This is a genomic window from Streptomyces sp. NPDC014864 (assembly GCF_043081525.1).
Taxonomy (GTDB): Bacteria; Actinomycetota; Actinomycetes; order Streptomycetales; family Streptomycetaceae; genus Streptomyces.
On the sequence record NZ_JBIBWT010000020.1, the window covers coordinates 51,060 to 75,528 of the forward strand.

Consider the following 24,469-nt stretch of genomic DNA (forward strand, 5'->3'; position numbering starts at 1 on the left):
CCCGGCGAGCCCGGCCCGCCCGGGGGCGGTCAGCCCGGGGCGTGAACGGCCGGTCGGGGGCAGGGGCACGGGAGTTGAACGCCGGACGGATTTGCGTATCGATCGGATAACGCTCCTCGCATTGGGTTTGTGATGCGCGTAGACAGTGCGTGAGCTGGTGCATCACTCACCATCCAGATCCGGAGATTCCATGCGGAAGTCCCTCAGAGCGGCGGCGATCGCCGCCAGTTGTGCCGTCGCCGGTGCCGCCCTCTACGGCGCCGGTGCGGCCACGGCCGGTCAGTCGACGGCCAACTCCACCCACGAGCCCTACAACATAGGCCTCCTGGTCAAGGACATCGACACCTACTACGGCACGGCGGCCGACAGCAACGGCGTGTACCAGGCGTCCCCGGACAGCCCGTACGCCCAGGACCTCGCGCGCATCGACGCCGACGCCAGGAGCTACATCGACAAGGCCGCCCGCAAGGCCCACCACCGGGGCGAGAAGCCGGCCGTCGTGTTCGACATCGACGACACGCTGCTCCTCAGCCTCGACTACGAGAAGCGGTACAACTACACGTACAACCCCACCACGTGGGCCGACTACGTGAACAGGGCCGACCGCCCCGCGGTGTTCGGCAGCCCCGAGCTCGTGCAGTACGCCGAGAAGAAGGGCGTCGAGGTCTTCTACAACTCGGGCCTGAGCGAGGCGCAGCGCTCCGCCGCGGTGGAGAACCTGAAGAAGATCGGCGCCGACGTGAACCTCGACGCCGACCACATGTTCCTCAAGGACAAGGCCAACCCGCCCGCCTACCTGAGCGGTTGCGCCACCCCGGGCACCTGGACCTGCACCACCGTCCAGTACAAGTCCGGCACCCGCAAGCACATCGAGGACCTCGGTTACGAGATCGTCGCCAACTTCGGCGACCAGTACTCGGACCTCGACGGCGGGTACGCCGACCGGACGTACAAGCTGCCCAACCCGACGTACTTCGTCAGCTAGCCGGCCGGTTCCCACCGGGCACCGCCGACTCCGCCATCGCCCCCGCCGGTCGTCACCGGCGGGGGCGATCGTGCGCGCGGCACCGGGGCCCCGGGAGCCGGGCGGGGTGTGCCGGATTCGTTAACTCACGGAAGACCCGAAACAGGTTTGGCGAGGGCACAATCCAGCCAGCATCCGCACACCTACCGTTCAGGCACCGAGGAGCACCCGCCATGTCCGAAACACAGAAGGTGACCGACCGGCCAAGTGCCTCGCCCCCCGCGGCAGGCGGCCTCGACCGGTATTTCAGAATCTCCGAACGGGGGTCGAGTTTCGGCCGGGAGATACGCGGCGGCTTCGCCACGTTCTTCACCATGGCCTACATCCTCGTCCTGAACCCGATCATCCTGGGCAGCGCCAAGGACAAGTTCGGCCACCAGCTGGACACCGGTCAACTCGTCACCGCCACCGCGCTGGTGGCGTGCGTGATGACGGTCATCATGGGCGTCGGCGGCAATCTGCCGCTCGCCATCGCCGCCGGCCTCGGCCTGAACGCGGTCGTCGCCTTCCAGCTCGCCCCGCTGATGAGCTGGGACGACGCGATGGGCCTCGTCGTCATCGAGGGCGTCGTCATCTGCGTCCTGGTGCTCACCGGACTGCGCGAGGCGATCATGAACGCCATCCCGCAACAGCTCAAGCAGGCCATCGGCGTCGGCATCGGCCTGTTCATCGCCTTCATCGGCTTCGTCGACGCCGGGTTCGTCAGCCGCATGCCCGACGCCGCGAACACCACCGTCCCGGTGCAGCTCGGCGCCGTCGGCCGGCTCACCGGCTGGCCCGTGCTGGTCTTCTGTCTCGGCGTGCTGCTGACCATCGCGCTGGTCGCCCGCAGGGTCAAGGGCGCCATCCTGATCAGCATCGTGACCATGACGGTGGTGGCGATCGTCATCAACGCCCTCGCGGACGTCAAGAGCTGGGGTCTTACCACCCCGAAGGTGCCCGACACGATCGTCGCCGGTCCCGACTTCGGGCTCGTCGGTCACTTCAGCCTGTTCGGCGCCTTCGGCGAGACCGGCGCGCTCACCGTCGTCCTGCTGGTCTTCACCCTGATCCTCTCGGACTTCTTCGACGCGATGGGCACCATCGTCGGCATCAGCGCGGAGGCGGGCCTGCTCGACGAGCAGGGGCAGGTGCCGGGCATCGGACGTGTGCTGTTCATCGACGGCGCGGCCGCGATCGCCGGCGGTGTCGGCTCCGCCTCCTCGAACACCGCCTACATCGAGTCCGCGGCCGGCGTCGGCGAGGGTGCCCGCACCGGTCTCGCCAACCTGGTCACCGGCGGTCTGTTCGGCCTCGCGCTCTTCCTCACCCCGCTGCTGACCATCGTCCCGCTCCAGGCCGCCGCACCCGCCCTGATCGCGGTCGGCTTCCTGATGATGACCCACGTCAAGCACATCGAATGGGACCGCTACGAGATCGCCATCCCGGCGTTCCTCACCATCGCCGCCATGCCGTTCACGTACTCCATCACCGACGGCATCGGCGCCGGCTTCCTGTCCTACGTCGTCATCAAGACCGTCCTCGGCAAGGCCAAGGAGGTCAACTGGCTGCTGTGGGGCGTCTCGGCGCTGTTCCTGCTGTACTTCGCGATCGACCCGGTGGAGCAGTTGCTGGGCGTGAAGTGAGCCGTGGGGGCGGCCCCTTCGAGCTGTGGGGGCGGCCCCTTCCGGCCGCCCTCCGCACGCACCTACTTCAGGATCAGCACGACCTCGTCGATCTCCTCGCCGCGGGCCTGGGCGAACCCCCTGGCCCGCGCGGACCGGCGGAACCCGCACTTCTCCAGGACCCGCAGCGAGCCGGCGTTGTCCGCGGCCGCCCGTGCGTACAGCGGGCGTTCGGGGACCTGGGCCAGCAGGGCGCGCAGCGCGGCCGTGGCGATGCCCCTGCCCCAGTACGCGCGGTCCACCCAGTAGGTGACCTCGCGCTCGCCCGGTTCGCCGTACACCGCCGTACTGCCGACCACGTCCCCGTCGGCCAGGATCGTGCGCAGGACGTCGGCGGAGGCGCGGATCCTCCTCCAGTGGGCGTCGAAGGCGTCCCGGTCGGCCGGGTCCTTCGGCCCGAAGGCGGCCATCCGGGCGGCCTCCGGGTCGTTCATCTGCCGGAAGAACACCGGCAGGTCGCTGTCGTGGACCTCGCGGAGCACGATCTGCATCTCTCAGAGCCTCCGGGTGGCGAGCGTCAGGCGGTCACGGGCGTCGAAGAGGGCATCCTTCACCATCTGCTCGTGCGCGGGGGTCAGGCGCGCCACCGGGACCGAGCAGCTGATCGCGTCCCGGGCCGGGGTGCGGTAGGGGACCGCCACGCCGAAGCAGCGCAGCCCGAGCGTGTTCTCCTCGCGGTCGACGGCGAAGCCCTGCTCGCGGATCCGGTGCAGCTCCTCGATGAGCTTCTCGCGGTCGGTGATCGTGTTCTCGGTCAGCGCGGGCAGCGTCTCCGGCAGCATCGCGCGGACCTGCTCGTCGGTGTACGTGCTCAGCAGCGCCTTGCCCAGGGAGGTGGAGTGCGCGGGCAGCCGGCGGCCGACCCGGGTGAAGGGGCGCAGGTAGTGCTGCGACTGGCGGGTGGCGAGGTAGACGACGTTGGTGCCGTCCAGGCGGGCCAGGTGGATCGTCTCGGTGGTGTCGTCCGACAGCCGGTCCAGCGTCGGACGGGCCGCCGCGACCACCTCGTCCCCGTCGACGTAGGAGGTCCCGACCAGCAGCGCCCGTACGCCGATGCCGTAGCGCGTGCCCGTCGCGTCGGTCTCCACCCAGCCCAGTTCGACCAGGGTGCGAAGGAGCATGTAGAGGCTGGACTTGGGATAGCCGACGGCCTCCTGGACCGCCGCCAGGGAGTGCATTCCGGGCCGGCCGGCGAAGTACTCGAGCAGTTCCACGGTCCGCACCGCGGACTTGACCTGCGCCCCGCCGCCTGTCTCCGCTGCCGACATCGCCCTTGACCCCTTCGTTCGACGGGAAATAGTCTCCTTGTTCATCATCAGAGACGGTGTTCAGTATATCGAACGCCCCTGGTGGGTGACCCGAATACCGCCGAACGCGGCCGGAGGCAACGGCCGAGTGCTGCGGCACGACTTGTGGAGGGACTCGCGGTGGCAGCAGCCCCAGTCTGGAGTGTCGACCCCCGTACCGGGAAGCAGCGTGAACAGGTTGCGGTGGAGGCCACGGCCCAGGAGGTGGACGCCGTCGTCCGCGCCGCGCACGAGGCGCGCGCCGCACTCGCCGACCGGGCGGTCCGCTCGGCCTTCCTGCGCACCGCCGCGGACCGCCTCGAGGCCGCGAAGGACCGCATCGTCGAGGCCGCCGACGCCGAGACCGCGCTCGGACCGGTCCGGCTCACCGGTGAACTCGCCCGGACCTGCTACCAGTTGCGCTCCTTCGCGGACATCGTCGAGGAGGGTGCCTTCCTGGACGTGATCATCGACCACCCCGACGACACCGCGACCCCACCCGTCCCGGACCTGCGCCGCTACAAGGTGCCGCTGGGCGTCGTCGCCGTCTACTCGGCCTCCAACTTCCCCTTCGCCTTCTCCGTCGCCGGCGGCGACACCGCGAGCGCGCTGGCCGCCGGCTGCCCGGTCGTCGTCAAGGCCCACCCCGACCACCCGGCGCTGTCCGAACTGGTCGCCCGGGTGCTGCGGGACGCGGCGGCGCGGCACGGCGTCCCGGCGGGCGTCCTCGGTCTCGTGCACGGCTTCGAGGCGGGCCTCGAGCTGATCCGGCACCCGCTGGTCGCCGCCGCGGGCTTCACCGGGTCGGTCCGGGGCGGGCGGGCGCTCTTCGACGCGGCCGCCGCACGCCCGGTGCCGATCCCGTTCCACGGTGAACTGGGGTCGCTGAACCCGGTCCTGGTCACCGAGGCCGCCGCCGCCGAGCGGGCGGAGGCCATCGGTGCCGGGCTGGCCGGGTCGATGACCCTGGGCGTCGGGCAGTTCTGCGTGAAGCCGGGGCTCGTGCTGGCCCCGGCGGGCGCGGCGGGCGACCGGCTGCTGAAGTCCCTGACGGACGCCGTCAGCGACACCGAGGCCGGGGTCCTGCTCGACCACCGGATGCGCGACAACTTCCTCGCCGGGATCGCCGAGCGGGCCGGTCTGCCCGAGGTGGAGTCGCCGGTGACTCCGGGCGCGGGCGGGGAGCACTCGGTCAGCGCGGGCTTCCTGACGGTCCCGGCGAGCAGGCTGGCCGCCGAGGGCGCCCACGACCTGCTCCTGGAGGAGTGCTTCGGACCGGTGACCGTCCTCGCCCGGTACGAGGACGAGAGCGAGGCGGCTGCCGTGCTGTCCCGGCTGCCCGGCAACCTCACCGCGACGGTGCAGCTGTCGGCCGAGGAGGCGGCGGGCGAGGGGCGAGGTCCCGCACTGCTCGCCGAGCTGACGACGCTCGCCGGACGCGTGGTGGTGAACGGCTGGCCGACGGGCGTCGCCGTCGCCCCGGCCCAGCACCACGGCGGCCCGTACCCGGCGACGACGTCCACCTCTACCTCCGTGGGCGGCACGGCCGTCGAGCGCTGGCTGCGCCCCGTCGCCTACCAGAACGCCCCCGAGGCGCTGCTGCCGGCGGAGCTGCGGGACGACAACCCGCTGGGTCTGCCGCGCCGGTTCAACGGCCGCCGCGAGCACTGAACACCCCGGGGCCACGGGGCGCGGGGGAGGCTGGGAAACTCTGCGCATGGACGTAGAGCTGCCCGTACTTCCCTTCCCCCTGCGCACCTACGGCCCCGACGGCCACTGGTCCTTCGAGGACGGGATCCTCAGCGGGTGGGCCGGGCCCCGGCAGGACCGGTTCGTGCCGCCCACCGGCGAGGCGCTGGACCCCGCCGCCGACGCGCCCCGGCTGCTCGGGGCGCCGGAGGGCGACTTCCAGCTGATCGCCCGGGTCACCGTCGGCTTCAACACGTCCTTCGACGCCGGTGTCCTCTACGTCCACGTGGGCGAGCGGGCCTGGGCCAAGCTGTGCCTGGAGTACTCCCCGGACGTGCCCGCCGTCTGCACGGTGGTCACCCGGGGGCACTCCGACGACGCCAACGCCTTCACGGTCGAGGGCAGTTCGGTCTGGCTGCGGGTGAGCCGCACCGGCCGCGCCTTCGCCTTCCACGCCTCCCGCGACGGCGTGCGCTGGACCTTCGTCCGCCTGTTCACCCTGGCCGGGGAGGAGGAGTCGGGCGCGGCCCTGGTCGGCTTCATGGCCCAGTCGCCGCTGGGGGAGGGCTGCGTGGTCACCTACGACCACATCGAGTTCCGCCCGGCCTGGCCCTCCGACCTGCGGGACGGCAGCTGAGCCGGGCGCCGGAACCGCCGTAACCCCCGGGCACGTCTTCCGCGGCATGATCAATGCTCCTCGTGGCAGCGAGCCCCTGGTGATCAGGGCCGCCCTGCCGGCCGAAGCGGAAGCCGTGGCCGCGCTGATGGTGCGCGCCCGGTCCACGTACTACCCGGACGGCATGCCGGACGCCGACGCCGACTGGCCGGCCAGATGGCGCGAGGCCATCGAGCGGCCCGTCGGCCGGGTGCTGTGCGCGGTGCGCGACGACCGGCTGATCGGCGTGGCCTCCTTCCGCACGCCCGAGGGCGCCCCGGCGGAAACGGTCAAGCTGTTCCAGTTCCACGTCGACCCCGGCCACTGGCGCGGGGGCGTCGGCACCGCGCTCCACGCCGCCTGCCTGGAGCAGTGGAGGGCCGACGGCAGAAGGACAGCGGTGCTGGAGGTGCACGCCGGCAACCGGCGCGCCCAGGCGTTCTACGCCGCCCGGGGATGGACCCCCGCCCCGGACGTCCCGCCCGACCCGGACGGCCACCATCTGGTCCTGCACCGCACCGTGGCCGCGGAATGACATCCGCGCGACGAGCCGGGGGCCGCGCGACCCGGCGCCGCCCACGCACGGCCGGACGGCGTGGGCGCGGCGCGGAAACCGCAGGCAGGGGCGCTGGGCGGAAACCCCCGCCAGGGGCCGACGTATAAGCAGCCATTGGATGGACCCGTACATTTCGGCAATGGACTTTGGCTTCCCGGGAGCTCACAGTGGTCCCATGGAGACCTTCGAGAGCCTCGTCCGTGCCGAGTTCGCCCCGAAGAACACCTACCTGAACACCGCGAGCACCGGGCTGCCGCCGCGGCGGACCGTCGCCGCCCTGCGCACCGCCGTGGAGGCGGCGGCCGCCGGGCGGCCGACCGACATGTTCGCCGACGTCGAGGCGACCCGCGCCGCCTTCGGCCGGCTGGCCGGGGTCCCCGCCCGCCGGGTGGCGGCCGGCGCCTCGGTCGCCGTCTACAGCGGGCTGATCGCCGCCTCGCTGCCCGAGGGCGCCGAAGTCGTCACCGCCGAGGGCGACTTCAGCTCGGTGGTGAACCCCTTCCACGTCCGCGGCGATCTCAAGGTGCGCGCTGTGCCCCTTGAGCGGGTCGCCGAAGCGGTGCGGCCCGGCACGGTGCTGGTCGCCGTGAGCGCCGCGCAGTCCGCGGACGGCCGCGTCGCCGACCTGCCCGCGATCACCGCCGCCGCGCGCGAGCACGGGGCGCGCACGTACGTCGACGCCTCCCAGGCCGCGGGCTGGCTGGACCTCGACGCGGACGCGTACGACTACGTCTCCGCGGTCGGCTTCAAGTGGCTCCTCTGCCCGCGGGGCGCGGCCTTCCTCACCGTCCCGGACGACCTCGGCGATCTCCGCCCGCTGTTCGCCGGCTGGGTCGCGGGCGAGCGCCCCTGGGACAGCTGCTACGGCCCGGTCGAGGAACTCGCCCACTCGGCACGGCGGTTCGACGAGAGCCCCGCCCTCTTCTCCTACGCCGGCGCCCGCCGATCGCTGCAACTCGTGGAGGAACTGGGCCTGGACGCCGTACGGGCCCACGACCTGGCCCTGGCCGACCGCTTCCGCGCCGGTCTCACGGCGCTCGGCCACCAGCCGGTGCCCGCGCCGGGCTCGCCGATCGTCTCCGTGCCCGGACTCGGCCACCGGCAGGGCGGGCTGAGCGAGGCGGGCATCGAGGTGTCCGACCGCGCGGGCTGTCTGCGGGCCGCCTTCCACCTGTACAACACGCCCGCCGACGTGGACCGGCTGCTGGACGTGCTGGCCGGGTGAACACAGACCGGCCGGGGCCTCCCGTCCCACACGAGGAGGCCCCGGCCGGTCTGTCGGGCCGCGGTCGCCTCACCTGAGTGAAGTCCCGGGCCGTCTCGTCTCACCGGATCGGCGTGAAGTCCCGCGCCCCGATGAACTCCGGCCGCCGGATCGGCGCCGCGAACGGCTCCACCGCCGTGTTCTCCACACTGTTGAACACGATGAAGACGTTGCTGCGCGGGAACGGCGTGATGTTGTCGCCGGAGCCGTGCATGGCGTTGCAGTCGAACCAGGTCGCGGAACCGGCCTTGCCGGTGAACAGCCGGATGCCGTGCTCGCCGGCCAGCGCGGTCAGCGCCTCGTCGGACGGCGTGCCCGCGTCCTGCATCTGCAGCGACTTCTTGTAGTTGTCCTTCGGCGTCTCACCCGCGCAGCCGAGGAACGTCTTGTGCGACCCCGGCATGATCATCAGGCCGCCGTTGGTGTCGAGGTTCTCGGTCAGCGCGATCGAGACGGACACCGTCCGCATGTTCGGCAGACCGTCCTCCGCGTGCCAGGTCTCGAAGTCCGAGTGCCAGTAGAAGCCACTGGCCCCGAAGCCCGGCTTGACGTTGATCCGGGACTGGTGGACGTAGACGTCCGAGCCGAGGATCTGCCGGGCCCGGCCGACGACCCGCTCGTCGCGCACCAGGGCCTCGAACAGCTCGCTGATCCGGTGCACCTCGAAGACCGAGCGGATCTCCTGGGACTTCGGCTCGACGATCGAGCGCTCGTCGGCGCGGACCGCAGGGTCGGCGACCAGCCGGTCCAGCTCGCGCCGGTAGACGTCGACCTCGTCGGGGGTGATCAGCTGGTCGATGGCGAGGAAGCCGTCGCGCTCGAACCCCTGGAGATCGGCGGCCGAGATCGGGCCGGGCGTGTCGGGCGTGCCCCACAGGACCGGGTCCTGGCGGGGGACGGCCACCTCCTTGGCGCCCCGGGTGGGGTAGAGGTCGGTGACGGCGGTCGGGTTCGTCTGTGTGGTCGCGGTGGTCACGGTGAACTCACACCTCCTCGGTCAGCAGCGGGTAGACGCCGTTCTCGTCGTGGTCCTCCCGTCCGGTGACGGGCGGGTTGAACACGCAGATGCAGCGGAAGTCCTCCTTGACACGCAGCGTGTGCCGCTCGTGCCCGTTCAGGAGGTACATGGTTCCGGGAGTGATCGTGTACGTCTTCCCGGTCTCGCGGTCGGTCAGTTCGGCCTCGCCCTCGACGCAGACCACGGCCTCGATGTGGTTGGCGTACCACATCGACGTCTCCGTACCCGCGTACAGGATCGTCTCGTGGACGGAGAAGCCGACCTTCTCCTTGGCCAGGACGATGCGCTTGCTCTCCCAGGTGCCGGACGCCGCCTTCACGTGCCGGTCGGTGCCTTCGATGTCCTTGAACGAACGGACGATCACGGTGTTGCGTGCCTCCTTGATCGGGGTGTGTGTGCGTGGACCCGCGTGGGCCCGTTCAGCGGCTCACGCGGTCTCGCGGACGGCGCGGGCGAGGATCTTCAGACCCTCGTCCAGCTCCTCGGGGGTGATGGTGAGGGCGGGGAGCATCTTGAGGACCTCGCTCTCCGGGCCGGAGGTCTCGACCAGCAGCCCGAGGTCGAAGGCGCGTCGCGCCACCCGCTCCGCGCGGCCCTTGTCGTGGAACTCCACACCCCACACCAGGCCGCGGCCGCGGTACTCCTTGACGTCGGCGAGGTTCTCCTCGGTGATCGCGATGAGCCACTGCTCGACCTGCTCGCCCCGGGCGCGGGTCTGCTTCTCCATCGCGGCCCCGTCGGTCCAGTACGCCTCCAGGGTGGCCGCGGCGGTGACGAACGCGGGGTTGTTGCCGCGGAAGGTGCCGTTGTGCTCGCCCGGCTCCCAGACGTCCAGCTCGGGCTTGAACAGGCACAGCGACATCGGCAGGCCGTAGCCGCTGATCGACTTCGAGACCGTGACGATGTCGGGGACGATCCCGGACTCCTCGAAGGAGAAGAAGGCCCCGGTCCGGCCGCACCCCATCTGGATGTCGTCGACGATCAGCAGCATGTCCTGCCGCTCGCACAGCTCCTTGAGGGCGCGCAGCCACTCGGGCCGGGCGACGTTGATGCCGCCCTCACCCTGCACGGTCTCCACGATCACCGCGGCGGGCTTGTTGAGACCGGAGCCCTGGTCCTCCAGCAGCCGCTCGAACCACAGGAAGTCCGGCACCTGGCCGTCGAAGTAGTTGTCGAACGGCATCGGCGTGCCGTGCACCAGCGGTATGCCGGCGCCGGCCCGCTTGAAGGCGTTGCCGGTGACGGCGAGCGAACCCAGGGACATGCCGTGGAACGCGTTGGTGAACGACACGATCGCCTCGCGCCCCTTCACCTTCCGCGCCAGTTTCAGCGCGGACTCCACCGCGTTGGTGCCGGTCGGGCCGGGGAACATCACCTTGTACGGCAGGTCGCGCGGCCGCAGCACCAGGTCCTGGAAGGTCTGCAGGAACGTGCGCTTGGCGGTGGTCGACATGTCGAGCCCGTGGGTGACGCCGTCGCGCTCCAGGTAGTCGATCAGCGCCCGTTTCAGGACGGGGTTGTTGTGGCCGTAGTTCAGGGAGCCGGCGCCCGCGAAGAAGTCCAGGTACGCGTGACCGTCCTCGTCGTACATGCGGCTGCCGCGCGCGCGGTCGAAGACGGTGGGCCAGCCGCGGCAGTAGCTGCGCACCTCGGACTCCAGGGTCTCGAAGACGCTCAGGTCGGGCTGGGTGATGGTCACGACGAATCGCTCCTCGGTGCGTGAGGGGGGTGGGGTGGGGAGATGCCGGGGGCCGGCCAGGTCAGAAGGAGAGCGGGCCGATGCGGTAGAGGACCTCGGGGTCGTGCGGCCCGTCCGGGAACCGCTCGGTCGCGAACAGGACCTCGCGCTCGACAGCGGCGCCGTGGCGGGCGGCGTACGAGGTGAACAGCCGCTCGGAGGCGGTGTTGCCCGGGGTGATCGTGGTCTCGACGGACGTCAGCCCGCGCTCGGCGGCGACCCGGGCGGTGAGCGTGTCCAGCAGCTTGGCGGCCAGGCCCTGGCCGCGGCGTGCGGAGTCGACGGCCACCTGCCACACGAGCAGGGTGTCCGGGCGGTCCGGCCGCACGTACCCGGTGACGAAGCCGACGGGCTCGCCGTCGGCCCCGCGCGCCACCGCCGATGTGGCGGCGAAGTCGCGGCACCACAGCAGATAGCTGTACGAGGAGTTCAGGTCCAGCGTCCCGGAGTCCTTCGCGAGCCGCCAGAGCGCGGTGCCGTCGGCGACGGCGGGGCGCTCGATGCGGGGGGTCTCCGGCAATTCGGCGTGGGGGGCGTGCAGGTCTGCTTGTGCGGCAGTCATGCAAATTGAACTTACCGAGGGCAATTGAAAAATGCATCGCCTTTCGGGGTTACATAACTCCGGCGCCTGTGTTATCACGCGGGCCCCCGTCCGCGCGGTGGGGTGCCTTATGTGGCGGTTTGCCTGGGGATTCCCGGACAAAGGGGCGCGCCTGTGGAGTGTGTCACAGTGACGTAATCCGCACGAGATCTCGCCGAATTACCTGTGTCGACGTTCGCAGAATCTTTGCGTTTGAGGAGCGCAGAACGGGGCAGGAGAGGAATGGCTCCTCAGCTGAATTCCAATTCCGGGAATATAGGGGTTCCGCGGGATCTAGCGCCAGGCCTCGGCCGCCGCGCGGCGCGCCGCCCCTGCGTCGACCGACGCGCCCTTCCGGGCCAGCGCCCCGCCCAGCGCCGCGAGGCAGGCCTCGACCGAGGCGCGGGTGGCGTCGGCGCCGTAGTGGTTGACGCGGATCATCTCCTTGGCCAGGGCGCCGCCGCCCGCCGCCAGAGGGAGCGCGGGGTCCGCCGCCAGGGCGTCCGCGACCAGCTCGGACGCCGTCACACCGGAGGGCGCCCGCAGAGTCGTGGCGACCGGGGCCGCCTCCGCCGCCTCGTACACGTACGGCTCCAGCCCCCCGCCCAGCGCGAGCGCGCCCGCCCGGGTCGCCGCGGCGGCGCACCGGTGGCGGGCCATCACGGTGTCCAGGCCGGCCGTCTCGATGCGCTCCACGCACGCCTCCAGGGCGAGCATCTCCAGTTGCGCGGGCGCGTGCAGCAGCGCGGTGCGGCCGCCGTCGACCCAACGCTCCTTCCAGTCGAGCAGCGACAGGTACGAGCGGCGCGGCGCCCGCGGGTTCGCCGCCATCCGCGCCCACGCCCGCTCGCTCACCGACACCGCCGACACCCCGGCGGGCCCGCCCATCGCCTTCTGCGCCCCGATCACGCACAGGTCCACGCCCCAGGCGTCCGGCAGCACCGGCTCCGCGCCGACCGAGGCGACGGCGTCCAGATAGAACAGCGCGCCCTGCTCCCGCACCGCCGCGCCGATCTCCGCGACCGGGTTGGTGTTGCCGGTCGCCGCCTCCGCGTGCACCAGCGACACGAAGTCGATCTCCGGGTGCTCGGCGAAGGACTGCCGGACCTGTGCCGCCGTGACCGCCGTGTGGAACGGCACGGCCAGGTCGATCACCGTCGCCCCGCAGTCCCGCAGCCAGTCGCCGAAGGTCTGCCCGTACGGGCCGGTCACGACGTTCAGCGCCGTCGTCCCGCGGCCGGCCGCGGCGCGGATCGCGCCCTCCAGCGGCAGCAGCGCCTCGCCCTGCATGATCACGACGTCCTGCTCGGTGGAGAGCAGCCGGGCCACCCGGTCCTCGATCGAGGCGAAGCGGGCGGCGCTCAGCGGGGCGAGGTCCAGGAAGGGGTGGGTCACGGCGGTGCTCTCTTCTCGGTCGCGAGGTCGACGGGATCGAGCGTAACCGGCGGCCGTCACCCGGCTCCCCCTGGTGACTTCTTAGGTCACGGGGCCCCGTGACCAAGGGATTGGTTTGAGGAACCCCAATATCTCCTTATCATTGGAACGCGCAGGCTCCCTGCGGTACACCTTCCCCCCTCCATCCCCCCACAGAGAGGTCGCTCCCGTGATCACGCTCTCCGGGCGCCGGGCCCGCATCCTGGCCGCCACCACCGCTACGGCCGGGCTGGTGCTCGTGGCCGGCTGCACGTCGAGCGGCAGCGGCGGCAAGACGGCCGCCGGCGGGGTCGACGTCGTCAAGGCGGGGCAGCTGACCACCTGCACCCACCTGCCCTACCCGCCCTTCCAGTCGGAGATCGACGGCAGGGTCCAGGGCTTCGACGTCGCGCTCGTCGACCTGGTCGCCAAGGACCTCGGGGTGAAGCAGCAGATCCTCGACACCCCCTTCGAGAACTTCAAGACCGGCGCCTTCCTCAACTCCGGCCGGTGCGACCTCGCCGCGGCCGGCATGACGATCACCCCCGAGCGCAAGAAGAACGTCGACTTCTCCGACCCGTACTTCAACGCCACCCAGGCCGTCCTCGTCGACCGCAAGAGCGGCGTCACCTCCTTCGCCGACCTCAAGGCCAAGGGCAGGAAGCTCGGCGCGCAGGCGCAGACCACCGGCGAGGACTACGCCAAGAAGCGGGGCTTCGACCCGATCTCCTTCGAGTCCTCCGACGCCCTCCTCAACGGCCTGCGCACCGGCCAGGTCCAGGGCGTCGTCATCGACTACCCGGTCGTCCAGGGCTGGCTCAAGGACAAGGCCAACGCCGGCGCCTTCAAGGTCGTCGACAACCTCGAAACCGGCGAGCAGTACGGCTTCACGGTGAAGAAGGGCAACACCAAGCTCCGCGCCGCGATCAACAAGGCGATCGCGGACGCGAAGGCCGACGGCACCTACAAGAAGCTGTACGAGCGGTGGATCGGCCCGTACGACGCCGCCGCGGCCTCGCCCTCCGCCTCATGACGGACCCCACCGGCACCCCCACGGCCCCGGTCCGGCCGCGCGGGAAGGGCCTCACCCGGCGCCAGAGGCGCAGGCTGTCCCGCGGTGTCCAGTACGCCGTCTTCGTCGCCGCCGTGCTCGCCCTCGCGGTCACGGCGGACTGGGGACGGCTGCAGAACCAGTTCGCGCAGCCCGGCATCGCCGGGCAGATGTTCCCGGACGTCATCACCCTGGCGCTGAAGAACACCGTGCTCTACACCGTGTCCGGCTTCGCCGTCGGCCTGGTGCTCGGCATGGTGATCGCGCTGATGCGGCTGTCGTCCGTCGGTCCCTACCGGTGGCTCGCGGGCCTCTACATCGAGGTCTTCCGCGGCCTGCCCGCCCTGCTGATCTTCATCTTCGTCGGCGTGGCCGTGCCGCTGGCCTTCCCCGGCACGGAGATCGTCGGCGGGACGTACGGCAAGGTCGCCCTCGCGCTCGGCCTGGTCTCCGCCGCGTACATGGCGGAGACGATCCGGGCCGGACTCCAGGCCGTCCCCAGGGGGCAGACGGAAGCGGCGCGCTCCCTGGGCTTCTCGCCCGCGCGGGCCATGGTCTCGATCGTCGTCCCGCAGGCCTTCCGGATCATCCTCCCGCCGCTCACCAACGAACTCGTCCAGCTCTTCAAGGACTCCTCGCTGGTGCTGTTCCTCGGTGTCACCCTGGAGGAGCGCGAGCTGTCGAAGTTCGGGCGCGACCTGGCCAGCACGACCGCCAACTCCACGCCGATCCTGGTCGCCGGCCTGTGCTACCTGCTGGTCACGATCCCGCTCGGCTTCGTCGCCCGCCGTATGGAGGCCAAGGCCCAGGAGGCCGTCAAGTGAGCACCCCCGAGATCCTGATCCGCGACCTGCACAAGTCCTTCGGCGACAACGAGGTGCTGCGCGGCATCGACCTGGAGATCGGCCGGGGCGAGGTCGTCTGCGTCATCGGCCCGTCCGGTTCCGGCAAGTCGACCCTGCTGCGCTGCGTGAACCTGCTGGAGGAGCCCACCCGGGGCCAGGTCGTCGTCGGCGGCACCGAACTGACCGACCCCGACGTGGACATCGACGCGGCCCGCCGGCGGATCGGCATGGTCTTCCAGCAGTTCAACCTCTTCCCGCACCTGTCGGTGACCGGCAACCTCACGCTCCCGCAGCGCCGGGTGCTGCGGCGGGACCGGGCGACGGCGGCCCGGGTGGCCGCCGAGAACCTGGAGCGCGTCGGGCTGTCGGAGAAGGCCGCCGCCTACCCGTCCTCCCTCTCCGGCGGCCAGCAGCAGCGCGTCGCCATCGCCCGGGCGCTCGCCATGGGCCCGGAGGTGATGCTCTTCGACGAGCCGACCTCGGCGCTCGATCCCGAACTGGTCGGGGACGTCCTCGCCGTGATGCGGATGCTCGCCGACGAGGGCATGACGATGATGGTGGTCACCCACGAGATGACCTTCGCCCGCGAGGTCGCGGACCGGGTCGTCTTCATGGACGGCGGGGTGGTCGTCGAGGACGGCGCCCCGGACCAGGTGATCCAGAACCCCGCCCACGAGCGCACCCGCCACTTCCTCTCCCGCCTGCTCGACCCCGCGATGGCCGAGGTGGAGGAGGAGACCTCCGACCGGGTGGGCGGGAAGCGACCGTGACTGACTAGGGTGCGGGCATGAGCGATGACGCCGTGCTGCAGGTGAGGGGACGGGTCCTGGTCGGCCCGGACGAGGTCCGCGACGAGGTGTGGGTCGTCGGCGGCCGGATCTCGTACGAGCGGCCCGCCGGCGCCCGTGACGTCCGTACCGTCGACGGCTGGGCGCTGCCCGGTCTCGTCGACGCGCACTGCCACGTCGGCCTCGACGCGCACGGCCCGGTCGCCGACGACGTCTCCGAGAAGCAGGCGCTCACCGACCGGGAGGCCGGCACTCTGCTGATCCGGGACGCCGGTTCGCCCTCGGACACCCGCTGGATCGACGACCGCGAGGACCTGCCGAAGATCATCCGGGCGGGCCGCCACATCGCCCGCACCCGCCGCTACATCCGCAACTACGCCCACGAGGTGGAGCCGGAGGACCTCGTCGCGTACGTCGCCCGGGAGGCCCGGCGCGGTGACGGCTGGGTCAAGCTGGTCGGCGACTGGATCGACCGGGACCTCGGCGACCTCTCGGCCTGCTGGCCGCGCGAGGCGGCCGAGGCGGCGATCGCCGAGGCCCACCGCCTGGGCGCGCGCGTCACCGCGCACTGCTTCGCCGAGGACTCGCTGCGGGACCTGGTGGAGGCCGGGATCGACTGCGTCGAGCACGCCACGGGCCTGACCGAGGACCTGATCCCGCTGTTCGCCGAGCGCGGCGTCGCCATCGTCCCGACCCTGGTGAACATCGCCCTCTTCCCCAAGCTCGCCGAAGGCGGCGAGTCCAGGTTCCCGCGCTGGTCGGCGCACATGCGCCGGCTGTACGACCGCCGCTACGACACCGTCCGCGCCGCCCACGACGCCGGCATCCCGGTGTACGTCGGCACGGACGCCGGGGGCACGCTGCCGCACGGCCTGGTGGCCGGCGAGGTCGCGGAGCTGGTGACGGCCGGCATCCCGCCCGTCGAGGCCCTGTCGGCGACGACGTGGGGCGCCCGCCGCTGGCTCGGCCGGCCCGGCCTGGACGAGGGCGCGCCCGCGGACCTGGTGGTGTACCCCGAGGACCCGCGCACGGACGTACGGGTCCTGGCGGCACCCCGCCGCGTGGTGCTCAACGGCCGGATCGTCGGCTAGGACGCCGGTCCGGTCCCGGGGCCGCCCGGCCGCGCCGGGTTGACGGGGCGTGACCGGAGCCCTGCCGGGGGCGTTGTGCACTCCCTCGTGCGTGCCGGTCGTCGCCCCGCTCGTCCACGGCGAGAGGGGGCGAGGGTGACGCCGGCGAACACGGGTGCCCAGAGATTCGAAAAGACTCCCGAAACCGCCACGATAGGGTGAAGTCACGCAAGATCTCCGCCTGTTCACTCTCAGTGCGTAATTCTTGCCGGGTCCCAAGCATGTCTCACTGGGGGTCCCACACCTTGAACGGCACCACCTTCCGCCTGCCCGCACGCCGTTGCGCCACCGCCGCCGCGGTCACCGCCCTGGCCGCGGGCCCGCTGACGCTGACCGGCGCGGGCACCGCGCACGCGACCACCGACCACGGCCGCGCGACCGCCGTCGTCCTGCGCACCGGACTCGACGTCTCCCTGCTCGACAGGACGGCGGACGTTCCGCTCTCCGTCTCGGTCAACGACGTCCAGGCGCCGCGGAGCGCCGAGAGGACCGCGCTGACCGCCCGGCTGGACGGCGTCGACGGCGGAAGGCCGTTCAACGTGCTCCGCGCGGACGTTGCCTCGGCCAGGGCGACCGCGGACGGGAGCGGGGCCGAGGGCGCGGTCCGCCTCACCCACGCCCGCCTCCACCTCCCCGGACTGCCCCTGCTGTCCCTCATCGAGGTCGAGGACGTCACCGCCAGGGCGACCTGCGCGCCCGGGAAGGCGCCGGTCGCCACGGCGAACGCGCTCGGCTCGGTCACGGTGCTCGGCAAGAAGGTGACGCTCACGGCGGGCGGCACGACGGACGTACGGGTGCCGGGCGTCGGCGAGGTGCGCCTGGACCTGTCGAAGCGGCAGACCACCTCGCGCACGGCCGCGGCCACGGCCCTGCGACTCCGCGTCTCGGTCGACCCGTTGAAGCTGAACGTCGCCGAGGTCGAGGGGACCGTGACCCTTGCCGAGGCCACCTGCCGCACCCCGTCGGCACCGGCCGGATCCACGCCGACCGAGCCGGCCGCGCGGTCCGCGTCCCCCGCCCCCGGGACCGGGGCCCAGGCCGCGCCCGTGTCCCCCGCGCCCGACATCAGGCCCCAGGGGGCACCCGCGAAGTCGGACCTGGCGGAGACCGGCGGCAGCACCCTGACGCCCTACCTCGCCGCCGGCTCCGTCGCCCTGCTCGCGGCGGGCGGAGGAGCGTTCGCCCTGGCCCGCCGCCGACGGGGCTGACGCGCGGGGGTCGGGGCCAGGGGCCGGGGTGACCGGTGGGCCTGTGCGGCGGGGTGGCGGGGCCGACGGGCGGGGGTCCCGGGCGATGGCACCGCCCGGGACCCCCGCCCTACGTCCCCGTCGTGGCCCCGAACGCCCGCTCCAGCGCGCCCAGGAAGCCGTCCACCGTGGCCCGGTCCCGTACCGCCAGACGCAGCCAGTCCTCACCCAGACCCGGGAAGGTGTCCCCACGGCGCACCGCGTACCCGAGGGCTCGCAGCCGCCGGCGTACGGTCGCCGCGTCCGGGACGCGGACCAGGACGAAGGGGCCCTCGGCCGGTTCGGCCACCCGCACCCCGCGGGACGCGAACGCGCCCAGGCCCGCCACCAGGTGGGCCCGGTCGGCGGCGACGCGGTGGGCCGCCCGGGCCGCCTCCGCGAGGGCGCGCGGCTCCACGCACGCCTGTGCCGCCGTGAGCGCCGGCGTGGACACCGGCCACAGCGGCTGCGCCCGCTCCAGCTCCGCGATGGTCTCCGGGGCCGCCAGCACGTACCCGATCCGCAGGCCGGCCAGGCCCCACGTCTTGGTCAGGCTGCGCAGCACCACCAGGCCGGGCACGTCCGTCCGCCCCGCCAGCGCCTCCCGCTCATCCGGCACCGCGTCCATGAAGGCCTCGTCCACCACGAGCGTCCGCCCCGGGCGGGCCAGCGCGGCGACGGCCGCCGCCGGGTGCAGCACCGACGTGGGGTTGGTCGGGTTGCCGACCACCACCAGATCCGCGCCCTCGGGCACCGCCGCCGGGTCGAGCCGGAAGCCGTCCTCGGCCCGCAGCAGCACCCGCCCGACGCTGTGCCCCGCGTCCCGCAGCGCCGCCTCCGGCTCAGTGAACTGCGGGTGCACCACCACCGGCTGACGCACCTTCAGGGCCCGGGCCAGCAGCACGAAGGCCTCCGCGGCCCCCGCCGTCAGCAGCACCCGCTCGGCGGGCAGCCCGTGCCGCGCCGCCACCGCGGCCCGCGCGGCCCGCCCGTCCGGATAGGCGGCCAGGCCGTCCAGACAGGCGGCGATCCGTTCCCGCAGCCACCCCGGCGGGGTGTCCGCGCGGACGTTCACGGCGAGATCGACCAGCGCCGAGCCGTCGTCGCGCACCTCGGCGTCCCCGTGGTGCCGCAGGTCGGGTCCGTCCCCGGCGGCCGCCCCGGCGACGTCCTCAGTGCGCATGCGAGGGGGAATGCCCGCCGCGGTGGTGCCCGTGCCCATGCTCGTGCCCATGCCCGTGGCCGTGTCCGTGGTGGTGGCCGTCGTCGTCCGGGTGGAAGTGCGGCTGCTGCGGCATGCCCACCTTGTCCTCGAAGCCCGGCAGCGCGATCCGGTACACGCACGAGTCGCAGTTCATCCGCAGATCGCCCCCGACGGCCTCCCGGTAGCGCTCCATCACCAGGTCCAGCAGCTCCGGCTCCGGGCCGATGACGTCCGCCGACCGCACCTCCACCTCCGGGTGCGCCGCCGCCCACTCCTCGGTCTGCCTGCGCACCCGGTCGGGAAGGATGCCGGTGAACAGGAAGTACGGCAGCACGACGATCCGCCGGGCACCGAGCCGGGCGCACCGGTCCAGCCCGCTCGGCACGTCCGGCGCCGCCAGCGACACGAACGCCGTCTCCACGCCCGCGTATCCGCGGCCCTCCCACAGCAGCCGCGCCGCCTTGCACACCTCGGCGTTGGCGTCCGGGTCCGTCGAGCCGCGGCCGACCAGCAGCACCGTCACCTCCGCCCGCTCCTCGGGCGCGGCGCCGCCGAGCGCCTCGTCCAGCCGCCGCTCCAGCACGCTCAGCAGCGCCGGGTGCGGGCCCAGCGGACGGCCGTAGGTGTACGAGATCCCGGCGTGCCGCTCCTTCTCCCGGGCCAGCGCCGCGGGGATGTCGCCCTTGGCGTGCCCGGCGGCCACCAGCATCAGCGGCACGGCGGCGAACCGGCGTACGCCCCGCTCCACCAGTTCGGTGACCGCCTCGCCCAGCGGCGGCGGGGACAGCTCGATGAAGCCGCCCGCTACGGGCAGTTCGGGGTGGCGGCGGCCCAGCTCCCGCACGAAGGCGCGGAACGCCTCGGCTCCGGCTTCGTCCCGGGTGCCGTGACCGGCGATGAGCAGGGCGGGCGGCGGGGTGGTCACGGGGTCTCCTTCGCGGTGGGGTGGTACAGCAGGGCGTTGAGCGCGGCGGCGGCGACCGCCGAACCGCCCTTCTCGGACACGTTGCTCACGGCGGGCAGTCCGCTCTCCCGCAGCGCCGCCTTGGACTCGGCCGCCCCGACGAAACCGACGGGCAGCCCGACGACGAGCGCCGGCGCGGCGTCCAGCGTGAGCAGCTCCTCCAGGGCGGTCGGCGCGCAGCCGATCACCCACAGCGCTCCGGGGCCGACGTCCTCGTAGGCGAGCCGGATCGCGTGCGCCGAGCGGGTCAGCCCGGGGCCGGAGCGCGCGTCCCTCAGCCGGCAGACGGTGTCGCGCCGGGTGATCCCGGCGGCCACCATCTCCACGTCCACGACCACGGGCGCCCCGGCGTGCAGCGCCGCGTGCGCCGTGACCAGCTCCTCCTCGGCCAGGACGAGGTCGTCGGCGTAGGCGAGGTCGGCGCTGGAGTGGATCACCCGCTCCACCACCGCCCGCGTCAGGGGCGCCAGGTGCGAGGTGTCCAGGCGGGTGCGCAGCCGCCGGAACGACTCCTGCTCGATCGGATGGACCACACGGTTCACCGGGCCTCCTCCTGCCGGTCGCCGGGCCGGGTGTCCTGCCAGCGGTAGCCGCGCGGGGTGACCATGCGGCCGGCGATCTCACGGGTCGCGGTGTTGCCCACCGTCACGACCGTCATCATGTCGACCCACGCCGGGTCCAGTTCGGCCAGGCTGGTCAGCCGGCTGGACTCGTCCGGCCGTGAGGCGTTGCGGACGACCCCGACGGGGGTCGCCGGCTCCCGGTGGGCGGCGAGGATGGCGAGGGCCTTCGGCAGCTGCCAGTCGCGGCCCCGGGAGCGCGGGTTGTAGAAGGTCACGACGAGATCCGCCTCGGCCGCCGCCCGCACCCGCCGCTCGATGACCTCCCACGGGGTGTGCAGGTCGGACAGGCTGATCGAGACGTGGTCGTGGCCGAGCGGCGCGCCGAGCAGCGCCCCGGCCGCGAGGGCCGCCGTCACGCCCGGCACACCGATCACGTCGATGTCGTCGGACGCCTCCGCGAGGGCGGGGGATGCCATCGCGTAGACGCCGGCGTCCCCGCTGCCGATGAGGGCGACCGCGTGCCCGGCACGGGCCTCGGCGACCGCGGTGCGCGCCCGCTCCTCCTCCGCGCCGAGCCCCGACTCCAGGATCCGGGTGCCGGGAAGCAGCAGGTCGCGGATCTGGTCGACGTACTGGTCCAGGCCGACCAGCACACGGGCGCGCCGGAGTTCGGCCCTGGCCCGCGGGGTCAGCAGGTCCCGTGCGCCGGGCCCCAGGCCGACGACGGCGAGCCGGCCGCGTCCGGGCCGCCGCACGACGGCGCAGGTCGCCCGCGCCGGCTGCCCGTCGGCGCGCTCCGACTTCCGCTTGGGAACCAGGAGTTCACCGCCGCGGGCGAGGGCGGCGGCCTCCGCGACCGACGGGGTGCCGACCGCGGCGAGCGGCGCGTCGGACGGGTTGGGCACCTCGACCGCCGCCAGCTCCTCGGCGGTGTACGTCACCAGGGGCACCCCGAGCCGTTCGGCCGCCGCGACGACGCCGGGCTCGCCGGCCTTGGCGTCGACGGTGGCGAGTTCGGCGAGGGAGCGGACGCAGAGCCCGGCGTCCCGCAGGGCGTCCTCGACCAGCCCGAGCACCTCCTCGACGGGGGCGCCCCGGGAGGCGCCGACGCCGACGACGAGGGACGGCGGGCGCAGCAGCACCTCCCGCTCGCGGGGCGCGACGGCCCGGTCGGTCAGCCGGACCGTGTACGCCCCCTCCCGGGCCAGCGGCAGCGGGGGCAGCGGCCAGGCCACCTCGGCCCCCAGCGACACCGGCTCGCCGTCCAGCAGCGCCCGCGACACCACCGCGACGTCGCCCTCCACCGGCAGCCCCAGGGTGTCGAGGCCGGGCAGTCCGACGGAGTCCGTCGCCGTCGTCACCACCGGCGCAGCCCCCAGCAACTCGCCCACCTCATAGGCCAGTTCGTTGGCCCCGCCGGCGTGCCCGCCGATCAGCGACACGGCGAAACGCCCGCCCTCGTCGACGCACACCACACCCGGGTCGGACGTCTTGCCGTCCAGCAGCGGCGCGACCAGCCGGACCACCGCGCCCGTCGCCAGGAAGCACACGAGCCGCTCGCACTCGGCGAAGGCGGCCCGTACGGCGTCCCCGACGGGCCCGTCGTACACCCGGGTACGGTCCGGCCAGGCGGCCGCCAGCCGGTCACGGGCGGCCGTGCCCGCCGCGGTGGCGGAAATGAGGCCGATCACTGGGCAACTCCTTCGATGTCGATGCCGGCGCCGGTACCGAGGTCGGTACCGGCGCCGGTGCGCGCCGGGGGCCGCACGCCCCACAGCAGGAACACGGGATTGGTCGCCGCCAGCCGGGTCACGTCGCCCGGCAGCGGCGCGAGCCGGGACGACTGCAGCAGCACCCCGTCGCAGGTGAACCCGGCGGCGGTGAGCGCCTCGCGGGCCGCGGGCACCCGGTCGAGCGCGGCCATCGCGACCACGACGGTGCGCCGGGCCCGGCGGGCGCACGCGGTGACGACGGCGGGCAGTTCGCGCCCGCCACCGCCGACGAACACGGCGTCGGGATCGCCGACCAGCCCGGACAGCGCGTCCGGCGCCGCGCCGTGCACCACGGCCACACCGACGCCGTGCGCGGCGGCGTTGGCGCGGATCCGCTCCACCCCGTCCGCCGTCCTCTCCACGGCGACCACGGCGGCGCCGAGCCGCGCGCACTCCACGGCGACGGAGCCCGACCCGGCGCCGACGTCCCACACCAGGTCGCCCAGCCGCGGCCCCAGCCGGGCCAGGGCCAGCGCCCGCACCTCGAACTTGGTGATCATCGAGTCGCGGTGCACGAACGCGTCCTCCGCCAGCGCCCAGCCGGCCGGTGCCGCGGGCGGCCCGGCGACCGTCCGCGCGGCCCCGAGCACGCGCGCCTCGTCCAGGCACAGCACCACGCTCACCGCCGGGCCCCAGTCGCGGGCCGCGGCCTCGGCGGGCGTGACCCGCCGCACCCGCTCGCCGTCCGGGTCGCCGAGCGCGGCGGCGACGACGAGCACACGGTCGCCGTGGTCCGGGGCCAGCGCGGCGCCCAGCTCGGCCGGCCCGGCGCCGGGCCCGGTCAGCACGGCCACCTTCGGGTGCGCCCGGCAGGCGTTGACGGCCGTCCGCAGGTCCCGACCGTGCGCGCTCACCACCACCGCGTCGTCCCAGGGCAGCCCGAGCCGGGCGAAGGCGGTGGCGACGGAGGAGACGCCGGGCCGCACGTCCAGCCGCCCGGCCCCGAACCGCTCCGCCAGCGCCCGCACGATCCCGAAGAACCCGGGATCGCCGGAGGCCAGCACCACCACGGACCGGTCCTTCGCGACGTACTCCCCGATCGTGTCCAGGGCGGGGGCCAGCGGCCCCAGCACGATCCGCTCGGCCGTCTCCGGCAGCGGTACGGCGTCCAGGTGCCGCCGGCCGCCCACCACGAGCTCCGCCCGGGCCAGCGCCCCGCCGTCCGGGGGCGCGCCGGTGCCCGCGCCGACGACCGTGATCACGTGCTCGCACCCCGCGCCCGCAGGGCCCTGCGGGCCTCCGGGTCGGCCTTGCGGAAGCCGTGGAAGTGGCCGGGGTGGTACAGGTGCGAGCGCGTGCCGTGGGCGTCGAGCGCCGGGCCGACCAGGAACAGGGTGTGCTTCCAGAGCCGGTGCTCCTTGACGGTCTCCTCCAGCGTGCCGACCGTGCACCGCACGACCAGCTCCTCCGGCCAGGTCGCCTGGTAGGCGACGACGACCGGGGTGGAGGTGGGATACCCGCCCTCCAGCAGCTCCCGCACGAGCTGGCCGCTGCGGGCAGCCGACAGGAAGATCGCCATGGTGGTGCCGTGCCGGGCGAACTCGCGCACCTCCTCGCCGGGCGGCATCGGCGTCTTGCCGCCGCCCAGCCGGGTGAGGACCACCGACTGCGCGACCTCGGGAATGGTCAGTTCCCGCTGTGCGAGGGCGGCGACGGCCGAGAAGGCGGAGACCCCGGGCACCACCTCGGTGGCCAGGCCGATCGCCGCGCACCGGTCGAGCTGCTCCTGGGTGCCGCCCCACAGCGCCGGGTCGCCGGAGTGGATACGGGCGACCCGCAGCCCCTCCGTGTGCGCCCGCTCGTACACCGCGACCACGTCCTCCAACGACAGGGCCGCCGAGTCCAGCACCTCCGCGTCCGCGCGCGCGTGGTCGAGCACCTCCGCCTGCACCAGGCTGGCCGCCCAGATCACGATGTCGGCCTCGGCGATCGCGCGGGCGGCGCGGAACGTCAGCAGGTCGGCGGCGCCGGGGCCGGCACCGACGAAGGTCACCTTGCCGGTGGGGGCATCGGCCATGGGATCGGGTCCTCTCGTGCGG

The 24,469-nt window shown here is 73.3% G+C and carries 24 protein-coding genes; 11 read left to right on the plus strand and 13 right to left on the minus strand.

The window, feature by feature from the left end:
* Positions 1 to 190: 190 nt before the first annotated feature.
* On the plus strand, positions 191 to 985 hold the full coding sequence (locus ACF1A5_RS28985; protein ID WP_392195831.1) for an HAD family acid phosphatase: 795 nt from the start codon (positions 191 to 193) through the stop codon (positions 983 to 985).
* Between the two features lie 212 nt (positions 986 to 1,197).
* Entirely contained in the window at positions 1,198 to 2,649 is a 1,452-nt protein-coding gene (locus ACF1A5_RS28990; RefSeq protein ID WP_392195832.1) for an NCS2 family permease, read from the plus strand.
* A 62-nt stretch (positions 2,650 to 2,711) separates the two neighbouring features.
* Here the strand turns inward: ACF1A5_RS28990 and ACF1A5_RS28995 are convergent, their stop codons facing one another.
* The gene (locus ACF1A5_RS28995) at positions 2,712 to 3,179 is read right to left on the minus strand and encodes a GNAT family N-acetyltransferase (RefSeq protein WP_392195833.1); all 468 of its coding nucleotides are present in this window, start codon (positions 3,177 to 3,179) and stop codon (positions 2,712 to 2,714) included.
* Positions 3,180 to 3,182: 3 nt separating this feature from the next.
* The gene (locus tag ACF1A5_RS29000; protein WP_392195834.1) at positions 3,183 to 3,956 is read right to left on the minus strand and encodes an IclR family transcriptional regulator; all 774 of its coding nucleotides are present in this window, start codon (positions 3,954 to 3,956) and stop codon (positions 3,183 to 3,185) included.
* A gap of 159 nt (positions 3,957 to 4,115) precedes the next feature.
* On the opposite strand from ACF1A5_RS29000, the gene ACF1A5_RS29005 reads away from it, so the two are divergent.
* From ACF1A5_RS29005 to ACF1A5_RS29020, 4 genes are all read left to right on the plus strand, one after another.
* Positions 4,116 to 5,645 carry an aldehyde dehydrogenase (NADP(+)) gene (locus ACF1A5_RS29005; protein WP_392195835.1) on the plus strand — a complete coding sequence of 510 codons (1,530 nt, stop codon included), beginning with the start codon at positions 4,116 to 4,118 and terminating at the stop codon, positions 5,643 to 5,645.
* A gap of 46 nt (positions 5,646 to 5,691) precedes the next feature.
* On the plus strand, positions 5,692 to 6,300 hold the full coding sequence (locus tag ACF1A5_RS29010; protein WP_392195836.1) for a DUF1349 domain-containing protein: 609 nt from the start codon (positions 5,692 to 5,694) through the stop codon (positions 6,298 to 6,300).
* A gap of 46 nt (positions 6,301 to 6,346) precedes the next feature.
* On the plus strand, positions 6,347 to 6,853 hold the full coding sequence (locus tag ACF1A5_RS29015; RefSeq protein ID WP_392195837.1) for a GNAT family N-acetyltransferase: 507 nt from the start codon (positions 6,347 to 6,349) through the stop codon (positions 6,851 to 6,853).
* A gap of 196 nt (positions 6,854 to 7,049) precedes the next feature.
* A complete protein-coding gene (locus ACF1A5_RS29020) occupies positions 7,050 to 8,099 on the plus strand; it encodes an aminotransferase class V-fold PLP-dependent enzyme (RefSeq protein WP_392195838.1) in 1,050 nt (349 codons plus the stop codon).
* Between the two features lie 100 nt (positions 8,100 to 8,199).
* Here the strand turns inward: ACF1A5_RS29020 and thpD are convergent, their stop codons facing one another.
* From thpD to ACF1A5_RS29045, 5 genes are all read right to left on the minus strand, one after another.
* Positions 8,200 to 9,114 (minus strand): ectoine hydroxylase, encoded by a 915-nt coding sequence (thpD, locus tag ACF1A5_RS29025; RefSeq protein ID WP_392195839.1) that lies wholly within the window; start codon positions 9,112 to 9,114, stop codon positions 8,200 to 8,202.
* 7 nt (positions 9,115 to 9,121) lie between these two features.
* Entirely contained in the window at positions 9,122 to 9,520 is a 399-nt protein-coding gene (locus tag ACF1A5_RS29030) for an ectoine synthase (RefSeq protein ID WP_356186756.1), read from the minus strand.
* A 63-nt stretch (positions 9,521 to 9,583) separates the two neighbouring features.
* Positions 9,584 to 10,855 (minus strand): diaminobutyrate--2-oxoglutarate transaminase, encoded by a 1,272-nt coding sequence (gene ectB, locus ACF1A5_RS29035; RefSeq protein WP_392195840.1) that lies wholly within the window; start codon positions 10,853 to 10,855, stop codon positions 9,584 to 9,586.
* A 61-nt stretch (positions 10,856 to 10,916) separates the two neighbouring features.
* The gene (gene ectA / locus ACF1A5_RS29040) at positions 10,917 to 11,456 is read right to left on the minus strand and encodes a diaminobutyrate acetyltransferase (protein ID WP_392195841.1); all 540 of its coding nucleotides are present in this window, start codon (positions 11,454 to 11,456) and stop codon (positions 10,917 to 10,919) included.
* 312 nt (positions 11,457 to 11,768) lie between these two features.
* Positions 11,769 to 12,869, minus strand: a complete 1,101-nt coding sequence (locus tag ACF1A5_RS29045; protein WP_392195842.1) for a pyridoxal-phosphate-dependent aminotransferase family protein — start codon at positions 12,867 to 12,869, stop codon at positions 11,769 to 11,771.
* Between the two features lie 208 nt (positions 12,870 to 13,077).
* On the opposite strand from ACF1A5_RS29045, the gene ACF1A5_RS29050 reads away from it, so the two are divergent.
* The 5 genes from ACF1A5_RS29050 to ACF1A5_RS29070 all read left to right on the plus strand — a co-directional run bounded on the left by ACF1A5_RS29050 (position 13,078) and on the right by ACF1A5_RS29070 (position 17,909).
* Positions 13,078 to 13,920 carry an ABC transporter substrate-binding protein gene (locus ACF1A5_RS29050; protein ID WP_392195843.1) on the plus strand — a complete coding sequence of 281 codons (843 nt, stop codon included), beginning with the start codon at positions 13,078 to 13,080 and terminating at the stop codon, positions 13,918 to 13,920.
* Positions 13,917 to 14,762 carry an amino acid ABC transporter permease gene (locus ACF1A5_RS29055; RefSeq protein WP_392195844.1) on the plus strand — a complete coding sequence of 282 codons (846 nt, stop codon included), beginning with the start codon at positions 13,917 to 13,919 and terminating at the stop codon, positions 14,760 to 14,762. The genes ACF1A5_RS29050 and ACF1A5_RS29055 overlap by 4 nt, the downstream gene beginning before the upstream one ends.
* Positions 14,759 to 15,553: an amino acid ABC transporter ATP-binding protein gene (locus tag ACF1A5_RS29060; RefSeq protein ID WP_392195845.1), complete on the plus strand. Its 795-nt coding sequence runs from the start codon at positions 14,759 to 14,761 to the stop codon at positions 15,551 to 15,553. The genes ACF1A5_RS29055 and ACF1A5_RS29060 overlap by 4 nt, the downstream gene beginning before the upstream one ends.
* 17 nt (positions 15,554 to 15,570) lie before the next feature.
* On the plus strand, positions 15,571 to 16,662 hold the full coding sequence (locus tag ACF1A5_RS29065) for an amidohydrolase family protein (RefSeq protein WP_392195846.1): 1,092 nt from the start codon (positions 15,571 to 15,573) through the stop codon (positions 16,660 to 16,662).
* Between the two features lie 284 nt (positions 16,663 to 16,946).
* Entirely contained in the window at positions 16,947 to 17,909 is a 963-nt protein-coding gene (locus tag ACF1A5_RS29070; RefSeq protein WP_392195847.1) for an SCO1860 family LAETG-anchored protein, read from the plus strand.
* 109 nt (positions 17,910 to 18,018) lie between these two features.
* Here the strand turns inward: ACF1A5_RS29070 and cobC are convergent, their stop codons facing one another.
* Genes cobC through cobM form a run of 6 tightly spaced genes read right to left on the minus strand, consistent with a single transcriptional unit; the run spans position 18,019 to position 24,447 of the window.
* Positions 18,019 to 19,110 carry an Rv2231c family pyridoxal phosphate-dependent protein CobC gene (gene cobC, locus ACF1A5_RS29075; RefSeq protein WP_392195848.1) on the minus strand — a complete coding sequence of 364 codons (1,092 nt, stop codon included), beginning with the start codon at positions 19,108 to 19,110 and terminating at the stop codon, positions 18,019 to 18,021.
* Complete coding sequence (locus tag ACF1A5_RS29080; protein ID WP_392195849.1) at positions 19,100 to 20,056, minus strand: sirohydrochlorin chelatase; 957 nt, start codon at positions 20,054 to 20,056, stop codon at positions 19,100 to 19,102. Before ACF1A5_RS29080 ends, cobC begins: the two co-directional genes overlap by 11 nt.
* Entirely contained in the window at positions 20,053 to 20,637 is a 585-nt protein-coding gene (locus ACF1A5_RS29085; RefSeq protein ID WP_392195850.1) for a precorrin-8X methylmutase, read from the minus strand. The genes ACF1A5_RS29080 and ACF1A5_RS29085 overlap by 4 nt, the downstream gene beginning before the upstream one ends.
* Positions 20,634 to 22,349: a precorrin-3B C(17)-methyltransferase gene (gene cobJ, locus ACF1A5_RS29090; RefSeq protein ID WP_392195851.1), complete on the minus strand. Its 1,716-nt coding sequence runs from the start codon at positions 22,347 to 22,349 to the stop codon at positions 20,634 to 20,636. Before cobJ ends, ACF1A5_RS29085 begins: the two co-directional genes overlap by 4 nt.
* A complete protein-coding gene (gene cbiE, locus ACF1A5_RS29095) occupies positions 22,346 to 23,632 on the minus strand; it encodes a precorrin-6y C5,15-methyltransferase (decarboxylating) subunit CbiE (protein ID WP_392195852.1) in 1,287 nt (428 codons plus the stop codon). The genes cobJ and cbiE overlap by 4 nt, the downstream gene beginning before the upstream one ends.
* Complete coding sequence (gene cobM / locus ACF1A5_RS29100) at positions 23,629 to 24,447, minus strand: precorrin-4 C(11)-methyltransferase (RefSeq protein ID WP_392195853.1); 819 nt, start codon at positions 24,445 to 24,447, stop codon at positions 23,629 to 23,631. Before cobM ends, cbiE begins: the two co-directional genes overlap by 4 nt.
* Between the last annotated feature and the right edge of the window lie 22 nt (positions 24,448 to 24,469).

What these genes read in the sequence shown, in the direction of transcription:
- ectA (WP_392195841.1), bottom strand. Translation starts at nt 11,456, where the DNA reads ATGACTGCCGCACAAGCAGACCTGCACGCCCCCCACGCCGAATTGCCG.
- cobC (WP_392195848.1), bottom strand. Translation starts at nt 19,110, where the DNA reads ATGCGCACTGAGGACGTCGCCGGGGCGGCCGCCGGGGACGGACCCGAC.
- ACF1A5_RS29000 (WP_392195834.1), bottom strand. Translation starts at nt 3,956, where the DNA reads ATGTCGGCAGCGGAGACAGGCGGCGGGGCGCAGGTCAAGTCCGCGGTG.
- ACF1A5_RS29065 (WP_392195846.1), top strand. Translation starts at nt 15,571, where the DNA reads ATGAGCGATGACGCCGTGCTGCAGGTGAGGGGACGGGTCCTGGTCGGC.
- ACF1A5_RS29010 (WP_392195836.1), top strand. Translation starts at nt 5,692, where the DNA reads ATGGACGTAGAGCTGCCCGTACTTCCCTTCCCCCTGCGCACCTACGGC.
- ACF1A5_RS29020 (WP_392195838.1), top strand. Translation starts at nt 7,050, where the DNA reads ATGGAGACCTTCGAGAGCCTCGTCCGTGCCGAGTTCGCCCCGAAGAAC.
- cobM (WP_392195853.1), bottom strand. Translation starts at nt 24,447, where the DNA reads ATGGCCGATGCCCCCACCGGCAAGGTGACCTTCGTCGGTGCCGGCCCC.
- ACF1A5_RS28990 (WP_392195832.1), top strand. Translation starts at nt 1,198, where the DNA reads ATGTCCGAAACACAGAAGGTGACCGACCGGCCAAGTGCCTCGCCCCCC.
- ACF1A5_RS29055 (WP_392195844.1), top strand. Translation starts at nt 13,917, where the DNA reads ATGACGGACCCCACCGGCACCCCCACGGCCCCGGTCCGGCCGCGCGGG.
- ACF1A5_RS28995 (WP_392195833.1), bottom strand. Translation starts at nt 3,179, where the DNA reads ATGCAGATCGTGCTCCGCGAGGTCCACGACAGCGACCTGCCGGTGTTC.
- ACF1A5_RS29015 (WP_392195837.1), top strand. Translation starts at nt 6,347, where the DNA reads ATGATCAATGCTCCTCGTGGCAGCGAGCCCCTGGTGATCAGGGCCGCC.
- ACF1A5_RS28985 (WP_392195831.1), top strand. Translation starts at nt 191, where the DNA reads ATGCGGAAGTCCCTCAGAGCGGCGGCGATCGCCGCCAGTTGTGCCGTC.